Origin of the sequence: Alteromonas antoniana (assembly GCF_019249295.1) — a bacterium.
Lineage (GTDB): Bacteria > Pseudomonadota > Gammaproteobacteria > Enterobacterales > Alteromonadaceae > Alteromonas > Alteromonas antoniana.
Genome location: NZ_JAESDH010000011.1, coordinates 67050 through 88758 on the forward strand (window position 1 = coordinate 67050; position 21709 = coordinate 88758).

At 49.8% G+C, this 21709-nt stretch carries 21 protein-coding genes; 13 read left to right on the plus strand and 8 right to left on the minus strand.

Going from position 1 to position 21709, the window contains the following annotated elements; genetic code table 11:
* Positions 1 to 42: 42 nt before the first annotated feature.
* Complete coding sequence (locus JKP77_RS10940; protein ID WP_218311209.1) at positions 43 to 672, minus strand: MOSC domain-containing protein; 630 nt, start codon at positions 670 to 672, stop codon at positions 43 to 45.
* Positions 673 to 824: 152 nt separating this feature from the next.
* On the opposite strand from JKP77_RS10940, the gene JKP77_RS10945 reads away from it, so the two are divergent.
* The 4 genes from JKP77_RS10945 to JKP77_RS10960 all read left to right on the plus strand — a co-directional run bounded on the left by JKP77_RS10945 (position 825) and on the right by JKP77_RS10960 (position 3815).
* Complete coding sequence (locus JKP77_RS10945; protein ID WP_218311210.1) at positions 825 to 1400, plus strand: RNA polymerase sigma factor; 576 nt, start codon at positions 825 to 827, stop codon at positions 1398 to 1400.
* The gene (locus JKP77_RS10950; RefSeq protein ID WP_218311211.1) at positions 1393 to 1890 is read left to right on the plus strand and encodes a hypothetical protein; all 498 of its coding nucleotides are present in this window, start codon (positions 1393 to 1395) and stop codon (positions 1888 to 1890) included. The genes JKP77_RS10945 and JKP77_RS10950 overlap by 8 nt, the downstream gene beginning before the upstream one ends.
* 9 nt (positions 1891 to 1899) lie before the next feature.
* Positions 1900 to 2895, plus strand: a complete 996-nt coding sequence (locus JKP77_RS10955) for a DUF4097 family beta strand repeat-containing protein (RefSeq protein ID WP_246601176.1) — start codon at positions 1900 to 1902, stop codon at positions 2893 to 2895.
* 431 nt (positions 2896 to 3326) lie between these two features.
* Positions 3327 to 3815 carry a hypothetical protein gene (locus tag JKP77_RS10960; RefSeq protein ID WP_218311212.1) on the plus strand — a complete coding sequence of 163 codons (489 nt, stop codon included), beginning with the start codon at positions 3327 to 3329 and terminating at the stop codon, positions 3813 to 3815.
* On the opposite strand, the gene JKP77_RS22680 is transcribed toward JKP77_RS10960, so the two are convergent.
* Positions 3812 to 5656 carry a GGDEF domain-containing protein gene (locus JKP77_RS22680; RefSeq protein ID WP_218311213.1) on the minus strand — a complete coding sequence of 615 codons (1845 nt, stop codon included), beginning with the start codon at positions 5654 to 5656 and terminating at the stop codon, positions 3812 to 3814. The genes JKP77_RS10960 and JKP77_RS22680 overlap by 4 nt on opposite strands.
* A 460-nt stretch (positions 5657 to 6116) precedes the next feature.
* On the opposite strand from JKP77_RS22680, the gene dnaB reads away from it, so the two are divergent.
* Positions 6117 to 7508, plus strand: a complete 1392-nt coding sequence (dnaB, locus tag JKP77_RS10970; RefSeq protein ID WP_420840066.1) for a replicative DNA helicase — start codon at positions 6117 to 6119, stop codon at positions 7506 to 7508.
* A gap of 313 nt (positions 7509 to 7821) precedes the next feature.
* Here dnaB and JKP77_RS10975 read toward each other — a convergent pair whose 3' ends face one another.
* The 5 genes from JKP77_RS10975 to rsd form a co-directional block, all read right to left on the minus strand.
* Positions 7822 to 9036 (minus strand): OmpA family protein, encoded by a 1215-nt coding sequence (locus JKP77_RS10975; RefSeq protein ID WP_218311214.1) that lies wholly within the window; start codon positions 9034 to 9036, stop codon positions 7822 to 7824.
* A gap of 102 nt (positions 9037 to 9138) precedes the next feature.
* On the minus strand, positions 9139 to 9579 hold the full coding sequence (locus tag JKP77_RS10980) for a secondary thiamine-phosphate synthase enzyme YjbQ (protein ID WP_246601177.1): 441 nt from the start codon (positions 9577 to 9579) through the stop codon (positions 9139 to 9141).
* The gene (locus tag JKP77_RS10985; RefSeq protein WP_218311216.1) at positions 9569 to 10033 is read right to left on the minus strand and encodes a chemotaxis protein CheX; all 465 of its coding nucleotides are present in this window, start codon (positions 10031 to 10033) and stop codon (positions 9569 to 9571) included. The genes JKP77_RS10980 and JKP77_RS10985 overlap by 11 nt, the downstream gene beginning before the upstream one ends.
* Positions 10023 to 10511 (minus strand): transcriptional repressor, encoded by a 489-nt coding sequence (locus JKP77_RS10990; RefSeq protein WP_218311217.1) that lies wholly within the window; start codon positions 10509 to 10511, stop codon positions 10023 to 10025. Before JKP77_RS10990 ends, JKP77_RS10985 begins: the two co-directional genes overlap by 11 nt.
* Positions 10512 to 10583: 72 nt before the next feature.
* Positions 10584 to 11075 (minus strand): sigma D regulator, encoded by a 492-nt coding sequence (rsd, locus tag JKP77_RS10995; protein ID WP_218311218.1) that lies wholly within the window; start codon positions 11073 to 11075, stop codon positions 10584 to 10586.
* A gap of 208 nt (positions 11076 to 11283) precedes the next feature.
* Between rsd and nudC the strand changes: the two genes are divergently transcribed.
* From nudC to JKP77_RS11010, 3 genes are all read left to right on the plus strand, one after another.
* Positions 11284 to 12120, plus strand: coding sequence for an NAD(+) diphosphatase (gene nudC / locus JKP77_RS11000; protein WP_218311219.1), 837 nt, complete (start codon positions 11284 to 11286; stop codon positions 12118 to 12120).
* A gap of 464 nt (positions 12121 to 12584) precedes the next feature.
* A complete protein-coding gene (hemE, locus tag JKP77_RS11005; protein WP_218311221.1) occupies positions 12585 to 13679 on the plus strand; it encodes a uroporphyrinogen decarboxylase in 1095 nt (364 codons plus the stop codon).
* Positions 13680 to 13694: 15 nt separating this feature from the next.
* A complete protein-coding gene (locus tag JKP77_RS11010) occupies positions 13695 to 14330 on the plus strand; it encodes a hypothetical protein (protein WP_218311222.1) in 636 nt (211 codons plus the stop codon).
* A gap of 53 nt (positions 14331 to 14383) precedes the next feature.
* Here JKP77_RS11010 and queG read toward each other — a convergent pair whose 3' ends face one another.
* Positions 14384 to 15529: a tRNA epoxyqueuosine(34) reductase QueG gene (queG, locus tag JKP77_RS11015; RefSeq protein ID WP_218311223.1), complete on the minus strand. Its 1146-nt coding sequence runs from the start codon at positions 15527 to 15529 to the stop codon at positions 14384 to 14386.
* 6 nt (positions 15530 to 15535) lie between these two features.
* Between queG and JKP77_RS11020 the strand changes: the two genes are divergently transcribed.
* The 5 genes from JKP77_RS11020 (at position 15536) to miaA (ending at position 21691) form a co-directional block, all read left to right on the plus strand.
* Positions 15536 to 17035 (plus strand): NAD(P)H-hydrate dehydratase, encoded by a 1500-nt coding sequence (locus tag JKP77_RS11020; protein ID WP_218311224.1) that lies wholly within the window; start codon positions 15536 to 15538, stop codon positions 17033 to 17035.
* Positions 17036 to 17109: 74 nt separating this feature from the next.
* Positions 17110 to 17592: a tRNA (adenosine(37)-N6)-threonylcarbamoyltransferase complex ATPase subunit type 1 TsaE gene (tsaE, locus tag JKP77_RS11025; RefSeq protein ID WP_218311225.1), complete on the plus strand. Its 483-nt coding sequence runs from the start codon at positions 17110 to 17112 to the stop codon at positions 17590 to 17592.
* Between the two features lie 47 nt (positions 17593 to 17639).
* Positions 17640 to 18965 (plus strand): N-acetylmuramoyl-L-alanine amidase, encoded by a 1326-nt coding sequence (locus JKP77_RS11030; RefSeq protein WP_218311226.1) that lies wholly within the window; start codon positions 17640 to 17642, stop codon positions 18963 to 18965.
* A 25-nt stretch (positions 18966 to 18990) separates the two neighbouring features.
* On the plus strand, positions 18991 to 20763 hold the full coding sequence (mutL, locus tag JKP77_RS11035; protein ID WP_218311227.1) for a DNA mismatch repair endonuclease MutL: 1773 nt from the start codon (positions 18991 to 18993) through the stop codon (positions 20761 to 20763).
* Entirely contained in the window at positions 20756 to 21691 is a 936-nt protein-coding gene (gene miaA / locus JKP77_RS11040; protein WP_218311228.1) for a tRNA (adenosine(37)-N6)-dimethylallyltransferase MiaA, read from the plus strand. Before mutL ends, miaA begins: the two co-directional genes overlap by 8 nt.
* Positions 21692 to 21709 lie beyond the last annotated feature (18 nt).

Here is a 21709-nt window from a genome sequence, read left to right on the forward strand (position 1 = left end):
AGACCGCCTTGTTTAGTCACTTGGCTGTGAGCCTGAGCGACACTAGCTTTTGGTTGCAACTTTCTCACACTTGATGCGCCATTCGTCGTCGAGCACCGGCAAAATCGCGTAGGCCCTGGCGGCATCTTTATCAGTTTTGTTGTAAGTACACTGCATCAGATCTCTTACTGAAACGGTGACATCCGCACGTTCAAGGAGTCTGACGTCATCGTTTACTCTCAGCGTTCCGGTTTGAAGAACCCGGTAGTACCAGCCTGTCGCGCCATGTTCGCCGACAAAGCGATCCAGATTTTTAATCTCATAACGATGGGATATTTTATTGCAGGGCGCGCGGGGAGCACTTACTTGCAAAATCACTTCACCAAACTGCCAGATGTCGCCAATAAAAACCGTATCGTCTTCCATCCCCTCAACAAGCATATTCTCGCCGATGCTTCCTGCCTCAAAAGCATTGTCAGGGTAGTGTGCCCGTAACAGTTCGTAGTTCTTAAGGCTGTACTGATGAAGTACTTTTTCCGGACCGCCGTGCAATTTTTTATTTCCCTGTTCATCCTGCTCGGTGCCGTTACTATTGACGCTGAGAAACGGCACCGGCGATTTGATAATACTACTTGGGGCGCCACGGGGGCCGAATGGTTGTGGTGTTGCGGCGTATAAGGCGAGCACGTGCATAGGGACTCCCTGATGAAAATCATCGTCAATGTTGATATAGCGAATAAAAAAGTTTTTTGCGCGTTTAAACCTTTGTAGCGTACGCTACGACTAACCTCATAACAAGAACAAGTCAGTCTTGTAACTGACTGAGATAGCAGGCAATTGAAGACATGGAAAACTCGCAATGTACTGTGGTAGATGCCAAGGCGGCTTTCACCACAGCGCGCGAAAAAGCACTTATTGAGGCGGCACAGTCCGGCGATAAACAGGCATACCATCAGATTTATGATGCCTACGTTGGCCGTGTACACGCGCTCAGCTATCGGTTAACCGGCGATCATGCGCTGGCCGAGGATGCGACGCAGGAAGTGTTTATTCAGCTTTGGCGAAAGCTGGGTAATTACAACCACAAAAGTAAGTTTTCAACCTGGCTGCATAGCGTAACGGCGAACATTACCGTGAGCTATATGCGTAAACAGCGTGGTTGGTTTCAGCGGATGTTTAATATTGAAGGCAGCGCGGCGGAACAGTTTCACGCAGAAGCGTCAACCGGAGAGGTCGATTTGGAGTCCTATATTGTTCGACTTCCCGAACGTGCCCGTATGGTATTCGTGTTACACGCCATAGAGGGGTATCGGCACGAGGAAATTGCGAGCATGCTGAATATGGCAGTGGGCTCAAGCAAAGCGCAGTTTCATCGCGCCAAGCAGTTGTTAAAAGAGTGGATGGGTTACGACAATGACTAATTTTGACCAGGAATTACAGCAAAAGCTGGATGCATTACCCCGGAATAAAGCACCCAACCGCGACTTGTGGCGGGGAATCGAACTGGGTATGGAGCAGCCCGCAGATGAGGCCGTCAAACCCGCTTCCCGTGGTGGCCTATATGCCATTGCTGCCAGTATCGCGCTGGTTGCCTGTCTAAGCTGGTTTGGTTTTAACCGCATGCCGGTAACGCCATCGGGTCAGCTTACCGGTACCGAGTTGGTACAGGCATTAAGCCAGCAACATGAGCAGCAGAAACAGTCACTGTTAGTGCAGTATACCGATACGCCTGCGCTGACTGAAAACTGGCAGGCTCAGCTTACCGAGCTGGACCAGGCCGCTAATGCGATTAAAGCCGCATTGAATGAAGATCCGGATAATACCGCGTTATTACGGATGTTACAGAACGTATATCAACAACAAATTGCGCTAATTGAGCGAGTGCACGCGCCCAAGTGGCAGCAAATTTAAGAAGGTAGAATGATGATGAATGTATTAGCAAAAATGAAATCAGTAAGCGTGCAATGTCAGTTGTTACTGGGGCTTGGAATTGTCGCGTTCAGCCATGCGAGTATCGCCAGGGAGCAAGTCGATCAACGCATAACCACCTCTGACAGTCCGTTTGTTGAAATTGAACATATGAACGGCAGCGCTGAAATTATTGGCTGGGATAAAGATGAAGTTCAGGTTACGGGTGAGCTTAGCGACAATACTGAGGAATTTATCTTCGAGAAGAACGGCAATGAAATTGTCATCAAAGTTGAAATTGCCAGGGATCCCGGCCACTGGCGTAACTGGAAAAAAAGTGATGGTGACGATCTGACAATTTACGTGCCTCGCGCAAGTTTCGTCGACTACACGTCAATTAATGCGGGTGTAAAAATAGAAGATCTCCACCACAGTGTGAATGTCGAAGTCATTAACGGAAGCGTGGATGTGAAGAAGGTATCGGGACGTGTCAGCCTGGAATCAGTTAACGGCGATATCGACATTCGTGATGTTGAGGGGGATGTCTCTATTGAAACAGTAAACGGAGATATATCCGGAGAACACCGTAGCAGTAAAGATTTACGTATGGACACGGTAAATGGCGATATCAATATCCGGACTAATAGTCCGGAGGTTAAGGTAACTTCGGTTAACGGTAATATTGAGCTTGCGATGGAATCGGTCAATGATCTAAACATCGAAACTGTTAATGGACGTGTCGATGCCACTATGAACCTGGCCGCCAGGGGCTTTGTCAGAGGCTCTTCTGTTGGCGGTAGCATGAACTTCAACTTTCAGAAAGATGTGTCAGCCCGCTTCGATATTCAGGCCCACGCTGGTGGTCGCATTATTAACGATCTTTCCGATGACGAAATGCAAAAAGCCAAATATGGTCCGCGTCGCTGGCTGGAGTTCACGCATAATGGCGGAGACGGCAGAGTGGATGTGTCCACTGTCAGTGGCAGAATTACGCTGGGAGCAAAATAGTCCAAACCAGTCTGCGCATCATCAAGGGGTCGCATCGGCCCCTTGATTTTTTCTCTTCTGCCCCCATAAACACAACTATCACAGGATATTCCTTTGACGTTGCGCGCATTACATTACCCCGCGTAACGATGAGCGACTGACCCACCCAACGGGTCAACGTTGTTGAGCAAGATAGTTTCCTTTTCCGCAACCACTGCATAGGTCGGGATTAATCGCAAAACTCAGTCATCTGGACTGGCCTGCGGGAACCTATTACACCTGAAAACGTCTCTGGTGAGTATCTCTCTCGCCAATGCGATATATCAGGCGAGGGATATCAGACAATACAGCGAATCCTGCTAATTTCCTAAGGTAATGTCGGTGCGTGGACGCATTTGGACAAGGAAACACAATCTGGCCCTGCAGGAGCCATATGGAGAGCATTACTGGTTATGATTCACTTCCCGATTAGCAAAGCAGCATTACTTTTTACCGCGTTTATGGGAGCCGCAGTTTCACTGGTTAGTTGTAAAACTGATGTGTCAGAAACGTATGAGGGCACCTGGGTGGTAACGCAAGCCACGTTACCCGGTATGACTGCAATGTCGCAGTCAGAGGCAAATCAGTGGCTTGGGAAGTCGTTCAGTTACGATACTGAGCGTGCGCAACTGGCTCAGGAGTCCTGTCTGACGCCAACGTACAAACGTGAAACGATGAGCGAGGACGCGTTTCAGGCTGCCTACCACATCAGTCGTGAAAGGCTGGACTTTGAACAAGGCGACATTATCCGCATTGAATTGCAGTGTTCCGACAACGTAGCAAGACCCGGGCAAACGTTGCTGATGCAGGACAATATCGTCACCTACTTACCCTGGGATGGCGTATTCTTCACCCTTGAAAAGAGCGAAAACGACATTACGCCAGCGGAAGCAGCGATTTAAGTGCGCTGATGCGTCTGACCCGGTGTGTAGACTGCGGCTTCGGTTCGATTGCGGCCATTATTTTTCGCTTTATAGAGCAAACTGTCGCACTGACTGATAACGTCGGAGATATCCGCGTTCGCTGATACCTCAACCAGTCCACAAGAGAAACGAAGCGGCAGCACGCTTTCCATTCCTGCTACCCGGTGGGCAGCAAGAATAGTGCGTAGTTCTTCCACTTTCTGTCTGGCGTCATGCAGCTCGGTGTTGTCCAGTAGCATCACAAACTCTTCGCCGCCATAGCGGCCAAATACATCCTGGCGACGAATTTGGTATTTAAATAACTTGGCAATGTGGATAAGCATGTCATCGCCTGCGTGGTGACCGAACTGGTCGTTGATTTGCTTGAAGCGATCTACATCGATAAGCGCAACGCAGGAAACGTCAGCACGCCGGTCCATGGTAGACAGCCGGCGACGGATAATGTCCAGTGCGTGCCAGCGATTACTCACGCTGGTAAGGTGATCTAAGCGGGAAAAGCTTTCGATTTTCTGCTTTTGCCTGAGGATCCGCCAAAACGCAATAAAGCCGACGATACTCAGTGTGGTGGTAAACAGCGCGACGGTGGTCATATTTCTGGTTTGCGCGCGGTCGAGTTGAGATTTTACCTTCAGTAACGACGCTTCCTGGGCTGTCAGTTTGTCGGCGATGCTGGAGAAGTCCTCCCATGCCACAGCGGCCGCATCAGGATCACGCTCTTCTTCCAACATGGCTTTATACAAGCTCGCTTCCAATTTATGGTTGCCCTGCAGTGCCGCCACTTCCGCCCGCACTTCATTTAACTTCCTGTCAAACTGTGAGCCCGTCGCATAGCGGCTATTGTTTTCCATCACCGAGAGGTGAGAAACCGCTGCATCCAGATCGTCGTTAGCCGCCGCTGCGCGGGCAAGAAGGTAATGAATGTCGAATAAGTCCTCCGGGTAGGCCAGTTCATTTTCATTAGCAAAACGAAGTGCGCTGTCAGCGAACTCTTTGGCCAACCGAATATTACCGAGTTCAAAATGACCAGCTGATATGAATTTCTCGGCACTCAATGCCAGTGTCAAATGGCCGGTTTTCTTTGCTTCATCTAATACCGCACTGCTGGCCTGCAGCATAGCCTGGTAATTTCCCAGCTTGTACTGATTGCGGGCTTTACAAAGTTCGCCCTGCATCTGGTTGTAGGCATCATCCGGCACAATATTCTGGAATTTCTGACAATAAATATCGGCCTGATGGTAATTGCCGGACCAGTAATAGGCATCAGCCATGTCCCAGTAAAGCACGACCAGGGGATAGTCAAACACCGTTTGATAGTGATCCTGCCGGACCGCCATCTGACTGACTTCTTCCATTAACATGATGGCTGAATAATGACGCCCTTGCTCAATCAGAGTGCTGACAAGAAACGATATCGCCAGACGCTCAATGCGCGGCCAGCCATTTTCCCGAGCGAGATCGGCGAAAGCCTGTAATTCGCGTTGCATTTTCTCGAAGGGAGCAAGAGAAGACCACACTCGCATAATTTCATGTTCCAGAAAAATACGCGGATAGCTGCTTTTCAGAGTCGCCAGTTCGGTGTCAGAAAGTGTAAAGCCACTGTCAGTGCGAGCAGCATTGAGGTAAACCGAGTCGTAGAAGTATTTACCCAGAACAGACGTAGTATCGAAAACATCGCTGGCCTTGAGGGCGCTCAGACGGTCGTCATAGGGAAGTGAAAGTAAGCGATCGCGTTCGGTTTCATAGCGGTTTTCAATATCACTGGTCGCCTGTGCGGCAAAGACACCGCAAATGAAAAAAAGAAAAAATAAAAGCCTGAGCACTACGTCGACACCACTGATTCAAAGCCTGTCCCTGGGCCGATTTACACATTTGTTTTTTGATGAACATGACAATATACCTGCGTTTGTAAGAGGGAAAAAGGATACTTTCATTAAAAAACGGGTCAGTTTTAGGCTGTTTTCAGCATCTCGTGGCCGATTCAGGAGTGCGGCTTATCACGTGACCATGCAAAAAAAACTGAAACGTAAGGGGCTTTTATCAGGACGGTGAAAAGATAGGCGGTTGGATTGCCGCCCGCGTGGCCCTCATGCTTACCGATTAGTGTCGGAGTCTCTGCTTGCCTGTAAACGCCATGTTGAGCAAAGAGCCTGAACCACGGCGGAAATGCGTAGCCCGGTCTTCAAAACAGAACGCGGTACAGGACTTTTTTCACCGACGCCGATGTTATTTTCGCAGCAAATAGCGCATAATATCCGACCCGCATAAACCTGAAATGACGTTGTGAAAGTGGTCTCTCAAACACAAACTGATAAGAATATCGAGAAATTGAAAGTCCCTCCTCATAGTATTGAGGCGGAGCAGTCTGTTCTTGGCAGCATGCTTATCGATCCTGAAAGTTGGGACAAAGTTGCTGAACTTATCACTGACAGAGACTTTTATAACCGTTCACACCAGATAATCTTCCGCGCCATTATGCGTCTGCTCGGCGATAGTCATCCTGTTGATCTTATTACGGTATCAGAACAGCTTGAGAAACATGATGATCTGGAAGATGCCGGCGGTTTCGCCTATCTGGGAGAGTTGGCTAAAAATACGCCCAGTTCTGCCAACGTGGTGTCTTACGCTAAAATCATCAGTGAACGGGCAATAACCCGTGAACTTATTGGCGTTGCCCACGAAATCGCTGAGGTTGGCTACAATCCCGAAGGCCGCAATAGTGCTGATATTCTGGATTTCGCAGAAAGCCGGGTTTTCGAGATAGCGGAAAAGCGAACCGGCGAGAACGAGGGGCCAAGAGACGTAGAGTCTGTGCTGGGTAAAACCATCGATCGCCTTGAAGCCCTGATCAAAACCAACAAGGAAGTGACCGGTGTTACTACGGGGTTTACGGATTTGGACAAAAAGACCAGCGGCCTGCAACCTTCAGATCTGATCATCGTGGCCGCGCGTCCATCTATGGGGAAAACAACCTTTGCAATGAACCTGGTCGAGAACGCCATGCTGGCAGAGAAAAAGCCTGTGCTGGTGTTTTCACTTGAGATGCCCTCAGAGCAAATCATGATGCGTATGCTGGCGTCGCTAAGCCGGGTTGATCAGACCAAGATCCGTACCGCTCAGCTCGACGATGAAGACTGGGCCCGTATTTCGAATACGATGGCGATGCTGAAAGACAACGATAACCTGTTTATCGATGACTCTTCCGGTCTGACTCCGATGGATGTGCGAAGCCGTGCGCGCAAACTTGCCAGAGAGCGTGGCGGTATCAGTATGATCATGGTGGATTATCTGCAGCTAATGCGGGTACCCTCATTAAGTGATAACCGTACGCTGGAAATTGCTGAGATTTCGCGCTCACTTAAAGCGCTGGCGAAAGAGCTGGAAGTGCCGGTTGTAGCCCTGTCTCAGCTTAACCGTACACTAGAGCAGCGCGCCGATAAACGTCCGGTTAACTCGGATCTTCGTGAGTCCGGCTCTATCGAGCAGGATGCTGACTTGATCATGTTTATCTACCGCGATGAGGTGTATCACGAGAACAGTGAAGACAAAGGCGTCGCGGAAATCATTATTGGTAAGCAACGTAACGGTCCGATTGGTACCAGCCGCCTTACCTTCCAGGGCCAGTTTTCCCGATTCGACAATTATGCAGGTCCTGCAATCGAAGACGCTTACTAACGTTGTATTACGGTCTTGGTGATAACTGGTCTCTGGCGGTTATCGCTCTTAAACGCAACGTCTGGCGTTGTGCGTTATCAGAGGTTGTCCTTTTTTCGCAGGTACGCTTTGCCCCACCCTCCGGGCGTGTTTTTCCCTTTTGATCTTATTTAAATTTCGCTTAACTACGCTGCGCTAAACCCCGTAATATAACGAGCCTTTCAACATTGCATCATAGCTTGGCTAAGCAGTCAGACCTTATTGCCTATTGGCAGAAATTAATGCAAAAAAAAGCACCGCCGGTGGCAGTGCTTTTCAAAAGTTATGTGTCAGATTAACGTTCTTCAGGAACTTTAACTGTACCTGATACCGTTACTGAGATACGGCGGTTTACGCGATGCGCTTCTGCTGTACCTGATGTATCCAGAAGTTGTGTCTCACCATAACCAACAGTCTCCAGACGGTCAGGCTCAATATCATAGCGCTGAACAAGTACGTCACGGAACGCATCAGCACGTGCTTGAGACAGTTGCATGTTGTAAGACTCAGAACCTGGTGCAGATGTGTGACCTTCGATGGTTGCGCTGGTGTTACCGTAACGCTTCATAAAGTTAGCAAACTCCTGGATTTCAGGGTCATTTGGCTGCTTCACAACAGAGCTTTCGTTGTCGAACAGAACGCGAAGTGTAATAGACACATCTTCTTCGTCAAATACGGTACAACCTGTGCTGTCAACTTTGTCACCCATTGGTGTGTCAGCACATTGATCGTCTGCATCTGCAACGCCGTCGTTATCGCTGTCTTTGATGGTAATTTCACAACCACGGGCATCCACTTCAGCGCCAGCTGGCGTGTTAGGACACTGATCCATGTTGTTCATTACGCCATCGTTGTCTGCATCTACCGCACAACCTGTAGAGTCTACTGCCACACCCATTGGAGTCATTGGACACTGATCACGGCTATCTACCACACCGTCGCTGTCACTGTCTTTAGGTGCAGAAGACGTTGAGCTTGAACCTGTGCCGCCAAATGCGATTGCCAGACCCAGCTTCACGCTGTAATCATTGTAGTCTTCACCAAAATCCTGATAGGCCGCGATTTCAGTGATGAATTTAACTTTTTCGCCGGCATTCCAGTGTTTACCAATACCGATATTACCAAGCGTAAATGACTCATCCATGCTCTGGTGCTTGAAACCACCGAACAGATACCACCAGTCGTTTGGCATGAAATACATCGCGTCGGCACCAATCATGTGACCGCTGTCGTTACGCGCGGCTGTAGAGCCTTCCAGGTAGTCCAGTTCTAATGCCGTATACTCAACACGTGCGGCCCAGCTTTGTGTAAATCGGAATCCGTATTCCAGACCAAAACCTTCGCCGTCATCATAGATGCCTTGATCAAGCGGACGGTCAGGTGAAGTTTTGTATTTAGTACCAAAAATACCAATCCAGTTTTCATATTCTGGCTCAGTGGTTTCCTGAGCGTGGGCATATGATGAAAGAACAGCAAGGGAGAGTGCTGCCATAGTAAATGTTTTTTTCATAGTCACATCCTGTATAACGTTGAGTGTTACCAATTTTTTGATAATGCTGGGAATAAAGCACACATCATGCCATTTTTTACAATTGGCAATGGTTTGGGAAGTTTACCTCACTAAGCCTTGCAACGTGGCGACAATGCGGCGAGCGCCTCCCTGGTTGCGGTGTTCGCCCAGAGTAATGCCTTGCCAGGTGCCAAGCTGAAGCTTTCCCTGCTGTACAGGGATTGTTACTTCACATCCCATTATACTCGACTTAATATGCGCAGGCATATCGTCGCTACCTTCATAAGTGTGAATAAAATAAGCAGAATCCTCTTTCACTGTATGGTTGAAATACGATTCCAGATCAGTTCTGACTGAAGGATCTGCGTTTTCATTAACGGTCAGACTGGCGCTGGTATGCTGTAACCAGAGATGGAGAAGGCCTACTTCTACATCCCGAATTTGTGGTAACGCATCCAGAATGTCATTCGTAATGATGTGAAATCCCCTGGGGTAGGGGCTGAGTATAATATTTTCAGAGTGCCAGAAAGGTTTATTTGTCAAAGCAAATTTCCAGGTGCGCAAGTCCCTCATCGCACATAAAGGGAAGAATAATCTTTGCACCATCAACCTGATGGCTGATGCTGTGTTGCTTTCCGGAGACGACGATGGGCGTAGCCATACCAAATTCGTAGCCGCGCTCAGCCAAATCGCGCTTTGCGTTTCCGCAAATCATGTTCGTGACTTCACCGACCATGTCACCTACTTCCGCGTCTATTTTTTCCGGTCGTTCACCGACCATGCGCTCCATAATTGTGAGTGCCAGCGATTCATCGAACGTGATGGACATTGATCCTCTTACTTCCGGACCAACCATCCCTATCAACCCTGAGACATCGCCTTTCGCGATATCACTTTGCTTACGCTTAGGCTTCCCAGGCGTTAATTTCGTCTGTGCCATCGTTTCCATGACATTCATTAGACCCGAAATGAACGGGTTTACAAAATCAGCATTCATGCGAGTGCTCCTTGGACTCAGCGCTGTCCGTTTGCTGACAATCGGCACAGAGTCCGTGCGCTTCAATCGTTTGTTTTGATACAGAAAAACCGTGTGCTTTGGCCTGCTTGTCCAGTGTGTCCTGTAGTCCTTCAGACTGTATCTCTGCAACGTCACCACAACTGTCGCAAATTAGGAACTGTACTGGGTGGTTACAGCCGAAATGATAGCAGGCTACGAATGCATTGGTAGATTCGAGCCGGTGAATAAATCCGAAATCAAGCAAAAAATCCAGTGCGCGATAGACGGTAGCCGGCTTGGCACTGGACTCTGTCTCTTTGAGAGCATCAAGAAGCTCATAAGCTCCCATAGGACCATGTTTGCTCAACAGAATCTGGTAGACCTTTTCCCTGAGTGGAGTAAACCGGGCATTACGTTGTTCACAGTACGCCCTGGCTTTACTGATAAGTGTTGCACTAACGAGTGTCGCATTGTTCATTAACAAAGTACCATCATATGTTATCAATGCTCCCTGCAAAGAGCGCTATGTTATTGGTAATGTCAGGATTATTCACCCGGCGATCTCCGCAGAAGCGAGTGCCTGTTCAGAGTGATACATGTGGCCGATAAGCTGATCTTCCAGCTCGAACCGAACTTCCAGAGTTTCTCCAAGCGACGCCAGATCAGTATCAAACTGCGAGGCTTGCTCTGCAGATACTGCATCAGTGTAGGCGTCATTGAAGGTCAGTGCACTATCCGTGGTTACCGCAATCTCCGGATAGAGCTTTTGCTTGAGCGCCTGTCCCTCTGCATCATCGTTGACGAGCATGTCGTAAACCTCGAAATGACCTGCAGACAGGTAATCCATCATCGCTTCACAGAATGCATCAATGGCGGAAGCGTCAGGAAGTGCGTGAGATTGCGGCGCCTGGTCATGTCCACCGGAAAGGCCAGCCAATTCACAATATTTGATAAGTAGCATTTGTCGGGCATGCAACCAGTTATCAATAATGGTGTGTCTGCCGCCCCACTTATCCTTAGCCTGTTCCAGTTTGTTTAACATGCTTACCCGCCTGGTTGTAAAGACGTGCTGTCGTCTCTTTATTTGTCTCAGTATAACACTGCAAAGACGCAGTACAAATTTGCCTTTTTATCGCCACTTACTCATACACAAACGACGTAAAACACGTCGCAGAAGTTGCTCTGATCCGCACCGGTTGGTAATAGTGTGTTAGTCTGGAATTATTAAAAATGAAAGAGTATTGACGTCAATGATGAAAAAACTGTCGCCTCAGAATTTGACGTGCCGGGCACGTTGGCTGATTTTTTCCAGAAGTCGGTTGGTGGTAGCGAAAGGAGAGAACACGCCGCCGGTTACTACTTTTGAAGCCTTTCCATTCTTATCAGAATATGTCGATGACGTGCGCCAGCTGTCTCCGCTGGATGCAGACAACGTGGATGCTGATCATCCCACATTTGTCGTTGATATGGGCAGCGAGCGGATAGAGGAAAACGACTGGGATGCCGTTACCCTGCGCGACGTTCTGATGAACACCCCGGTTGATGCTTTCAGCATGGTGGGCAGGGCGTGGCAATACGTCCATTTTCTGAGAACTCACCGCTTCTGTGGACAGTGCGGAAGTCCCATGGAACAGGTTGACTGGGAGATGGCCATGCATTGCCATCAGTGTCAGCACCGGTGCTATCCCCGCGTATCGCCTTGCATTATTGTGGCAATTCATGACAACGAAAAGCTGTTACTAGCCCGCGGTGTCCGCCATCGTGAACTGAATATGTATTCCACGCTAGCCGGATTTGTGGAGAGCGGCGAGAGCCTCGAAGAAGCTGTTCACCGTGAAGTTCTGGAAGAAGTTGGCGTAAAGGTCAAAAATATCGAATATTTCGGCAGTCAGCCCTGGCCGTTTCCGCACTCATTAATGGTGGGTTATATCGCTGAATATGCTGAAGGGGAGATTGTGCCAGAGGAAAATGAAATTGATGACGCGCAATGGTTCAGCCTGGATGCGTTACCAAAGATACCCCCTAAATTGTCCATTGCGGGGCAACTGATTGCGGCGACCATCGCAAAACTTCAAAGTGAGCAGTAAAAAATCCGGATACTCAGAGCGAGAGTGTAACCACGTTATCGAGAGGCAGAAGCAAGATAAGCAGACTTTTTCGCTTCTTGGCAAAGTAAAATAAAAAACCCTGCGCAAGGCAGGGTTCCAGTAGTTTTAGCATCGGTCCCGTTAACGGGCTTCTTTGTTGTTGCTGATTACCAAACTAGCAAACGCTCACTACCAAAGCAAGTGAATTTATCCTTTAGTATGAAAAAAATACAATTCTTTGCGCAATAATTTTGTAAAAATTACAAAAAAGGTGTGAGTTTAAGAGAGGGCGCTGTGAATCGTGATTGTCGGTAGATTATTGTTTGATGCGGAGCAAGAGGATTTGTCTTTTTTCGCCCCGTCGACAGGATTAATTGATATACTCGCGCCCTAATTGAAAGGCTGGGGTGATGCGGCTACAGGCTAATTAGCATTTTCCCTACGTAGTGTTGACAGAGGAAACCATGGCAGACGATTCTACAAACCCACAACGTCCAGAGTTAAAAAATGATCGCTATCTGCGGGCATTGCAGAAACAGCCCGTCGATGCGACGCCGGTTTGGATGATGCGTCAGGCCGGGCGTTATTTGCCAGAATACAAAGCTACCCGTGCACAAGCCGGCGATTTTATGTCGCTTTGCAAAAACGCTGAACTGGCGTGCGAAGTGACATTACAACCGCTGCGTCGTTTTCCTCTGGATGCTGCCATCCTGTTTTCAGACATTCTGACCATTCCTGATGCAATGGGGCTGGGCCTGTATTTTGAAACGGGTGAAGGCCCCCGCTTCCGAGATCCGATAACCTGCAAAGCAGATGTGGATAAAATTGGTATTCCCGATCCTGAAGGGGAATTACAGTATGTGATGAACGCGGTCAGAACGATTCGTCGCGAACTGAAAGGTGAGGTGCCCCTGATTGGTTTCTCCGGCAGTCCGTGGACACTGGCAACCTATATGGTAGAGGGTGGAACCAGTAAGGCGTTTACTAAAATCAAGAAAATGGCGTTTGCAGAACCCGCTACGCTGCATCAGCTACTGGAGAAGCTGGCCGACTCAGTAACCTCTTATCTTAATGCTCAAATCGATGCGGGTGCGCAGTCGGTAATGATTTTTGATACCTGGGGTGGGGTGTTATCGCCGCGTGATTATAAAGATTTTTCTCTGCAGTATATGCATAAAATTGTTTCAGGCCTGAAACGTGAGGCTGATGGCCGTAAAGTGCCGGTAACGCTGTTTACCAAAAACGGCGGGCAATGGTTAGAAGCCATTGCGGCAACAGGTTGTGATGCTGTCGGCCTTGACTGGACTATCAATATTGAAGACGCCAGAAAGCGAGTCGGAGATAAGGTAGCATTGCAGGGGAATATGGACCCTTCCATGCTGTATGCCAGCCCTGAGCGCATTCGACAGGAAGTGGCGACGATCCTTGAAGGCTATGGGAACGGCAGTGGTCATGTTTTCAATCTTGGCCACGGTATTCACCTGGATGTGCCACCCGATAATGCCGGGGTGTTCGTTAATGCGGTTCACGAATTAAGTCGTCCCTACCACAAACAATAATAAGGTGAGGGTTACATGAAAACCTGGTTACTGATACCACTGGTTATGTTTATCGCTGTTGCAGGCTATCAGTTCGGCTACTATCGCGCGAAACTTGAAAGCAGTGAGGCAGATAAAGTGCGTGTTGCCGGAGCGATGGATAAGCAACCTGCCAGTTCTGAGACTGACGCTGAACGTATCGGTGACTTGCTTAATGCGAATGTGATCGCCTCTGTTGAAGCGGCAGAAACTGCCGCTGCACCAACGCAGAGGTCGGCAGAGTTCATGGCAGAAGAGGTTGCGCCGACTCAAGAGTCGGTAGAAGCGGTAAAGGCTGGCAGCGAAACCAGAAAAAAGATGCGCGAGACACACTCTGACTGGGCCGACAATTTTGATGAAAATGAACAGAATTTTGAGGCCGCTACCCAGCTCGCGGATTTCTTTACGCTGCACCCTGATGGCGAAAATGTGTATTTGCACTCAATTCAGTGTGATGATGCACAATGCCAGTTGGTAGGACAGTTTGAAGGTGAGCACCAGCGTTTCGAAAGCATTATCAACGAAATGAAGGAGCAGCCGTGGTGGGAATATTCAGGAACGTCCAGCAATACTTCAAGCGACGGCAGCCGCACGCATTTTATTCTCCACCTGACGTCGGCGCGAGCCTTTTGACAGCGAGTTTGTTTTACATCGCTTAAGCAGCGGCCGTTCCCGCGCCGCTGCTCTTATGCATCTCTGGGTAACCCCTTTTTTACTACTCGTGTCAGGCGTAATAGCTGCCGGTTTTCCTCTGTGGTATGACGTTTTTCCCTGGCTTTTTGTTTTTCCAGTGCCCATTCAATATGTGGGCGCAGTATGTCGGACGATGACGTTAGCCTGTTTTCAAGTGCGTGAACGATATCTTTAGCGTATTGCGCATTGCCCAGCGCGATAGCGATATTCCGCTGCCACTTCTGAAAACCAATACGACGTATGGGCGAGCCTTCGGTATTCTTCAAAAACGTCGCTTCATCCCAGCAAAACAGATTCAGCAAGGTTTCGCCATGAAGTGTTTTTCGTGGCAGAAAGTCTTCTTCTTCAGTCACGCTCGCATAGCGGTTCCAGGGGCACACCAACTGACAATCGTCACAGCCATAAATGCGGTTACCCATAGCCTCGCGGTATTCCTCGGGTATTACGCCGTCGTATTCAATGGTGAGATAAGAAATACATTTTCTGGCATCAACAGTATAGGGTGCGACAATAGCCTGGGTAGGACAAATCGTCATACAGGCAGTACAGCTACCACAGCCTTCTTCAACAGGCGAGTCGGTGGGTAACGGCAGGTTGATAAACAACTCGCCCAGAAAAAACCAGGATCCGGCTTCTTTTGAAAGCGTCAGTGAATGCTTGCCCGTCCAGCCAATACCGGCTTTTTCCGCGATGGCATGTTCTAACACCGGAGCGGAATCGACAAACGGACGAAATGCTGTATCGGCTAGTTCAGATTCAATTTTCTCGCCCAGTTGCTTAAGGCGTTTGCGCAACACTTTGTGATAATCGCGACCCAGTGCGTAGCGGCTGATGTAGGCAATGTTGCTATCTGATAAGTGTCTGGCGAAGGACGCATCGGGCGGCAGGTAATCCATACGCACGCTGATAACCCGAAGCGTGCCGGGAACCAGTTCATCGGGTCTGGAGCGTTTGGTGCCGTGGGCTGCCATAAAGGTCATATCGCCGTGATAGCCTTTTTCCAGCCAGGCTTCGAGGTATTTCTCGTGCTGATCCAGGTCAATATCACTGATACCGACGTGCTGAAAGCCTAGCGCCCGCCCCCAAGCCTTGATATCGTCTGCTAAACGTACTAAATCGACTGAATGTAAAGTGGACATGCGCTCATGTTAGATACTCAACTCATTACCAGCTTATCATATAAACTTTATCGCGCCGATCAGGTCAGAGAAAACGAACGTGTGGCGGCAGAGAAAAGCGGCTGTGACATGTTTACGCTGATGCAGCGCGCCGGCGAGGCGGTGTTCAAACAATGTCAGCATTTGCTGCCAAATACCGATGCCTATCTGGTGCTGGTGGGGCAGGGCAATAATGCAGGCGATGGCTACATCGCTGCCCTGCATGCAAAAAAAGCCGGTAAGCAGGTGTATGTCTGTGCAGTCGAACCTCATCGTATTTTAGAGGGGGATGCCGGCGAAGCACAAAAGCGCTGGCTCGATGCTGGCGGCAAAATTCAGAAATTCAGCAAAGAGACGCTGGAAAAAGCCGGGCTTATCGTTGACGCGTTACTTGGAACCGGGATAAACAGCTATATCCGCAATGAATTTGCCGAAATCATTGATGCCGTAAACGGTTCAGATAAACCGGTAGTCAGTGTGGATGTCCCCTCTGGCCTGGATGCTAACACCGGGCAGTCACTCGGGCGCTGTATTGAGGCAGACGTCACAGTCACGTTTGTCGGTATTAAACCTGGCCTGACGACAGGTGCAGGAAAACAGTCCTGTGGCACCCTGGTCTACGATGATTTGGGTATCGGCAAAGCCTTTCTGGAGCAGGCGCGGGCTACCGCAACGTTATTAGATATCGAACAGTTTAAGGGCATGGGCCCCCGCGATGTTCATTCCCATAAAGGGACTTATGGGCGACTTTTATGTGTAGGCGGAAATCGCGGGACCGCAGGCGCCATTCGATTAAGTAGTGAGGCAGCCCTACGCAGCGGCGCAGGCATGGTGCGAGTTTATGTCCACGAGGCGTCCACGGTGCAGGTCAGTGCCGGACGCCCCGAACTGATGGTGACAGATCAGGATCTGGAAGCGGCACTTAACTGGGCCACCTGTGTGGTTATTGGCCCGGGGCTGGGTCAGGATGCGTGGGCGGAAAAAACCTTCGCCACTACGCTAAAACATTGTCAGACCCACCCCAAACCGCTGGTTATTGATGCCGATGCACTCAACCTGTTAAGTAAGCAGGCTACCGCGTATACGATTGAAGACTGCATCCTGACACCGCATGCTGGTGAAGCTGGTCGGTTGCTGGGCGTGTCAGTGGACGATGTTGAGTCAGAGCGTTTTAATTACGCCCGTCAGTGTGCTCAGCGTTATCATGCCACCTGTGTACTAAAGGGGGCAGGCACCATTATTGATAACGAGTCCAAAACCTGGGTGTGCCGTCATGGTAACCCCGGAATGGCAACGGCAGGCAGTGGTGATGTGTTAAGCGGCATTCTCGGTGCGTTGCTGGCACAGGGGCTAGAGCGGGATATCGCAGCAAAATATGGCGTCACACTGCATGCAAAAGCGGGCGATGAAGTCGCACGCCTTTACGGGCAACGTGGTATGATTGCCAGCGATTTGTTTGAAGCGGTGCGCGCATTGATCAATCAGTAGTGCAGAGGCGCAGGCCCTGTAAATACTTCGGAAATTTCCGGTCAGGTCGCGCCTATTGTAGTAGAGAAAGGTTCATGTCATACCCACACAGTGCGTATTTCGCAGCGTCCGAATCGGATACATCAACTCTGGCCGAAGATATCGCCGGCGCGATAAAAACGATGCTTCCAGCGCCTTCTGTGATTTATCTGGAAGGTGACCTCGGAGCTGGGAAGACCACATTCAGCCGCTATTTTATTCAGTCATTCGGGCATGAAGGGACAGTAAAAAGCCCTACCTACACGTTGGTGGAACCCTACGAACTGGAGCAGGTCTCAATCTATCATTTCGACCTGTATCGACTGGCTGACCCGGAAGAACTGGAATTCATGGGGATCCGTGATTACTTCTCGGATAATGCGGTCAGTCTTATTGAATGGGCCGAAAAAGGTGAGGGATGCTTGGCATCCGCAGACATAGTGATTAGTATAACCACAGACGGTGACGGCAGACGTTTTCAGGTGCAGGCCAAGAGTGCTCAGGGCAGCAAGGTGCTGCAACACTGCAAACATATCTGAGCCGGTGTGGCCTTGAGACAACCAGAATAAATGCGAAAAGGCAAAATATGTTGCGCTTGTTAATATCAATCTGTTGCCTGTGGCTAAGTTCCACAGCCGCCTATGCGGCGCAAAACGGCATTGATGGTATTCGTGTCTGGCCTTCACCAAACAGTACCCGGGTAGTTCTGGATCTGAAACAGGCGCCTGATTACAGCTACTTTCCGCTATCAAACCCTGAGCGGCTGGTAATTGACCTCGCTAACACATCTGATTCCGCGGATTTAAGCGACATTGATAAAAGTGGTGATTTAGTGCGGCGGATCCGCTACTCCACGCCCAAAAATAACCAGTCTGCACGCATCGTTATCGATATGTCCCGCAAAGCGAAGCCGACATTATTTGCGATGACGCCTACTAAGCCCTACGGACACCGGCTTGTTATCGATTTAGAAGATTCTCAGCAACGCTCCGGCCCCTCTGGTGTGGTGATTGACAGCTCCAGTAACGAACGTGACCGCGACATTATTATTGCGATTGACGCCGGTCACGGTGGCGAAGATCCGGGCTCTATCGGCCCTTCAGGAAGTTATGAAAAACATATCACATTAAGCATTGCGAAAAAGCTGGAGGCGATGGTTAACCGGGAGCCAGGCATGCGCGCGGTAATGACGCGTACCGGCGATTACTATATTTCACCGAATAAGCGCCCGGAGATTGCGCGCAAACAAAAAGCCGATTTACTGGTGTCGATTCACGCCGACGCGTTTACCCAGCCGGAACCTCGCGGCGGATCGGTCTGGGTACTATCTACCGGACGAGCCGGTACGGAACTGGGACGATGGATGGAACGCACAGAGCGACACTCTGAACTGCTGGGCGGTGCGGCAGAAGTCATAACAGACAAGGCCAGCGAACGGTATCTGGCAGAGACGATTCTGGGGCTGTCGATGGATCACAGCATGGCTACCAGCTACGATCTCGGCAATAAAGTTATTCAGGAAATGCGCAAAATCACTTCGTTGCACAAGCGCACGCCACAAGCAGCAAGCCTTGCGGTACTGACATCGCCCGATATTCCCTCAATACTGGTGGAGGTAGGCTTCATCTCTAATCCGCAGGAAGAGAAAAACCTGAACTGGGCAGAACACAGAGAACGACTCGCGGTTTCTATCTTTAATGCCTCGAAGCGTTATTTTAAGCAGGTGCCACCCGATGGTACCCTGTGGGCTGCACAAAAAGAGAGAAACCGCACACACAGAGTGCGTAGCGGTGAGTCTTTGTCACTTCTGGCGCAACGTTACAACGTGAAAGTCAGCAGTATTAAAGAAGCGAATAATCTGCGAAGCGACGTGGTCAGAATCGGACAGGTATTGACCATCCCCAGCACCTGAAAACAACAAACAAACGGAAATACCATTGCCTATACAGTTATTGCCGCCCCGACTGGCTAACCAGATCGCAGCAGGTGAGGTCGTCGAGCGTCCTGCCTCTGTGGTGAAGGAGTTGGTTGAAAATAGTCTGGACGCCGGTGCGACAAAAATCGAACTGGCTATTGAGAAAGGCGGTCACAAGCGCATCAGATTGCGTGACAACGGTTGCGGTATTCCCCAGCATGAACTGGAGCTCGCGCTCAGCCGTCACGCCACCAGTAAAATCAGTACTCTGGAAGATTTAGAGCGCATTTTGTCGCTGGGCTTTCGCGGTGAAGCGTTAGCCAGTATCAGTTCGGTAAGCCGCCTGACACTGAGCTCGAAACCGGCTGAGCAGGAGCAGGCCTGGCAGGCTCATTGTGAGGGTCGTGACATGGCGGTAAAGCTTAACCCGGTTGCGCATCCCGACGGCACCACCATAGATGTGGCAGATCTGTTCTACAACACGCCCGCAAGACGTAAATTTCTACGCACCGAAAAAACCGAATTTCAGCATATCGATGATGTCATCCGGCGGATTGCGCTAAGTCACCCGGAGGTGACGTTTATTCTTCGCCACAATAGCAAAACGGTAAGACGATTCCTTGCCGTAGATAAGCAGGATCGCGCGGCGAGAATAGGCGCTGTCGCTGGGCAGAAGTTTCTAAGCAACGCCATTTATTGTCACACAGAGTACGACGGCATTGTGATTGAAGGCTGGCTTGGCAACGAAAATGTGTTGCGAAGCAGCACGGATTGTCAGTTTAGTTTTGTGAACGGCCGCGGTATGCGCGACAAACTGATTCTGCATGCCATACGACAAGCCTATGAAAGTGCCTGGGGCATCATGGAGCAACCTGCATTTGTCGTATATCTGACTGTTCCGCCAGAGGATGTTGATGTAAACGTGCATCCGGCGAAACATGAAGTACGTTTTCAGCAGAGCCGGTTGGTGCATGATTTTATTTGCAAAACTGTCGCCGATGCACTGATGCCACAATCACATGCAGATGCCCTGGCAACCCCTGCATCGACGTCCCCTGAGCACGATTATATTCGCCCGCTGGTTTCGGCAACACCGGCGAATACGGCAACGGAACGACAATCAGGCGCGACTTATACTGCGCCACCGGCATCGCAGGCAGCATTGCCACGCAGTCAAAGTCCGTCCAGAGGACGCACGGGCCCGGCACGTAATGTTAGCGATAGTCAGTACCAGGCGAATTACCAACAGTTAATGACGCCAAATGGCGACAGTTCAGGTGCTGTGAGTCCTCTGCTATCCGCGATTGCCCTGGATCCTAAGCATCGTTTATTTAGTGACGACAATAACGCCTACCTGGTTAATGCCACCAGGCTTGCTGCGCTATGGCTAGAAGATTTGATTGGCAGTGCAAGTACCTCACAGCCGCTTCTGATGCCGGTATCGGTGCACGGAGAAAACGTCAGCAAAGAAACCCTTGATACGTTGAACGCCTCGTCGTTTGTGGTTAGTCGCGCAGCCGGCAAATGCCGCTTACAACAAGTACCTGCCGGAACACGGCATCTGCCATGGCTCGCCGTTTTTGGCCCGATGCTCGAACACCCTATTCACTCGGTAAACGACATACCTGCACTGCTGGGTAAACTCATCATCGAGCAGGACGATAATGCCGGTCAACCCGTCTGGCAGTGGTTTGACGCACAATCGACCGCAAAGCGGTGGGAATGGATCCGCGAGTTTGGTACAGTCCGCCCACTATCAGCACTGATTGCCTGCATGGAGCAAACGGATGGCTAATGGCACAAATGATGCATTGCCTGTCATAGCGATTATGGGACCTACGGCGTCAGGTAAAACAGGCCTGGCACTGGAGATTGCCGATCAGGTAGATTGTGAAATTATCAGTGTCGATTCCGCATTAGTGTATCGCGGTATGGACATTGGTACAGCCAAGCCCTCACAAGCGGAGATGGACGCAGTTCCTCACTGGCTGATAAACACATTGGACCCCACTGAGAGTTATTCTGTGGCAGAGTTCTGTGCAGATGCTATAAGTCTGATAGGGGATATTCACGACCGAAATCGGGTGCCGATTCTGGTCGGTGGTACAATGATGTACTTTAATGCCTTGATAAATGGCATTTCGCCACTACCTAAGTCAGATGAAAAGGTGCGTGCTGGTTTAGAAGCACAAGCCAGAGAGACAGGCTGGCAGCGATTACATGATGAATTGAGCCGGGTTGATCCGGTAAGCGCTAAACGAATTCATCCTAATGATCCGCAGCGACTGTTACGGGCTTTGGAAGTGTATCAAAGCACCGGAAAAAATCTGACGGCATGGCAGCAGGAAAAAGGAAAACCCTGTCCGTATGCAATCACGCAGTTTGCGATTGCGCCACAAGACAGAGCCGTACTTCACAAACGTATTGCCCAGCGCTTCGATTTAATGCTGGCTGACGGGTTCATTGAGGAAGTCAAAAAACTTCATGAACGGGGTGATCTTCATGAAGATTTACCCTCTATACGTTCTGTGGGCTATCGGCAGGTTTGGCAGTATCTGGAAGGTCAGCTTAGTAAAGAGGAAATGCGCGAGCGAGGTGTGATTGCAACCCGTCAGTTAGCAAAAAGACAGCTAACGTGGTTGAGAGGATGGCAAGACCTCACCTGGCTTGACACATTTGCTAAAGATAATTTGACTACAATTAGAGCAAAAGTCACACTTTAAGTGTCGGAGTGTGGTATA

Bases quoted from the DNA above. Each gene is read 5' to 3' on its own strand.
- JKP77_RS10975 (WP_218311214.1), bottom strand. From the start codon at position 9,036: ATGAAAAAAACATTTACTATGGCAGCACTCTCCCTTGCTGTTCTTTCA.
- JKP77_RS10950 (WP_218311211.1), top strand. From the start codon at position 1,393: ATGACTAATTTTGACCAGGAATTACAGCAAAAGCTGGATGCATTACCC.
- rsd (WP_218311218.1), bottom strand. From the start codon at position 11,075: ATGTTAAACAAACTGGAACAGGCTAAGGATAAGTGGGGCGGCAGACAC.
- JKP77_RS11030 (WP_218311226.1), top strand. From the start codon at position 17,640: ATGTTGCGCTTGTTAATATCAATCTGTTGCCTGTGGCTAAGTTCCACA.
- queG (WP_218311223.1), bottom strand. From the start codon at position 15,529: ATGTCCACTTTACATTCAGTCGATTTAGTACGTTTAGCAGACGATATC.
- JKP77_RS10990 (WP_218311217.1), bottom strand. From the start codon at position 10,511: ATGAACAATGCGACACTCGTTAGTGCAACACTTATCAGTAAAGCCAGG.
- JKP77_RS10945 (WP_218311210.1), top strand. From the start codon at position 825: ATGGAAAACTCGCAATGTACTGTGGTAGATGCCAAGGCGGCTTTCACC.
- hemE (WP_218311221.1), top strand. From the start codon at position 12,585: ATGGCAGACGATTCTACAAACCCACAACGTCCAGAGTTAAAAAATGAT.
- JKP77_RS11020 (WP_218311224.1), top strand. From the start codon at position 15,536: ATGTTAGATACTCAACTCATTACCAGCTTATCATATAAACTTTATCGC.
- JKP77_RS10940 (WP_218311209.1), bottom strand. From the start codon at position 672: ATGCACGTGCTCGCCTTATACGCCGCAACACCACAACCATTCGGCCCC.
- miaA (WP_218311228.1), top strand. From the start codon at position 20,756: ATGGCTAATGGCACAAATGATGCATTGCCTGTCATAGCGATTATGGGA.
- JKP77_RS10985 (WP_218311216.1), bottom strand. From the start codon at position 10,033: ATGAATGCTGATTTTGTAAACCCGTTCATTTCGGGTCTAATGAATGTC.
- JKP77_RS10955 (WP_246601176.1), top strand. From the start codon at position 1,900: ATGATGATGAATGTATTAGCAAAAATGAAATCAGTAAGCGTGCAATGT.
- JKP77_RS10960 (WP_218311212.1), top strand. From the start codon at position 3,327: ATGATTCACTTCCCGATTAGCAAAGCAGCATTACTTTTTACCGCGTTT.
- JKP77_RS11010 (WP_218311222.1), top strand. From the start codon at position 13,695: ATGAAAACCTGGTTACTGATACCACTGGTTATGTTTATCGCTGTTGCA.
- nudC (WP_218311219.1), top strand. From the start codon at position 11,284: ATGATGAAAAAACTGTCGCCTCAGAATTTGACGTGCCGGGCACGTTGG.
- tsaE (WP_218311225.1), top strand. From the start codon at position 17,110: ATGTCATACCCACACAGTGCGTATTTCGCAGCGTCCGAATCGGATACA.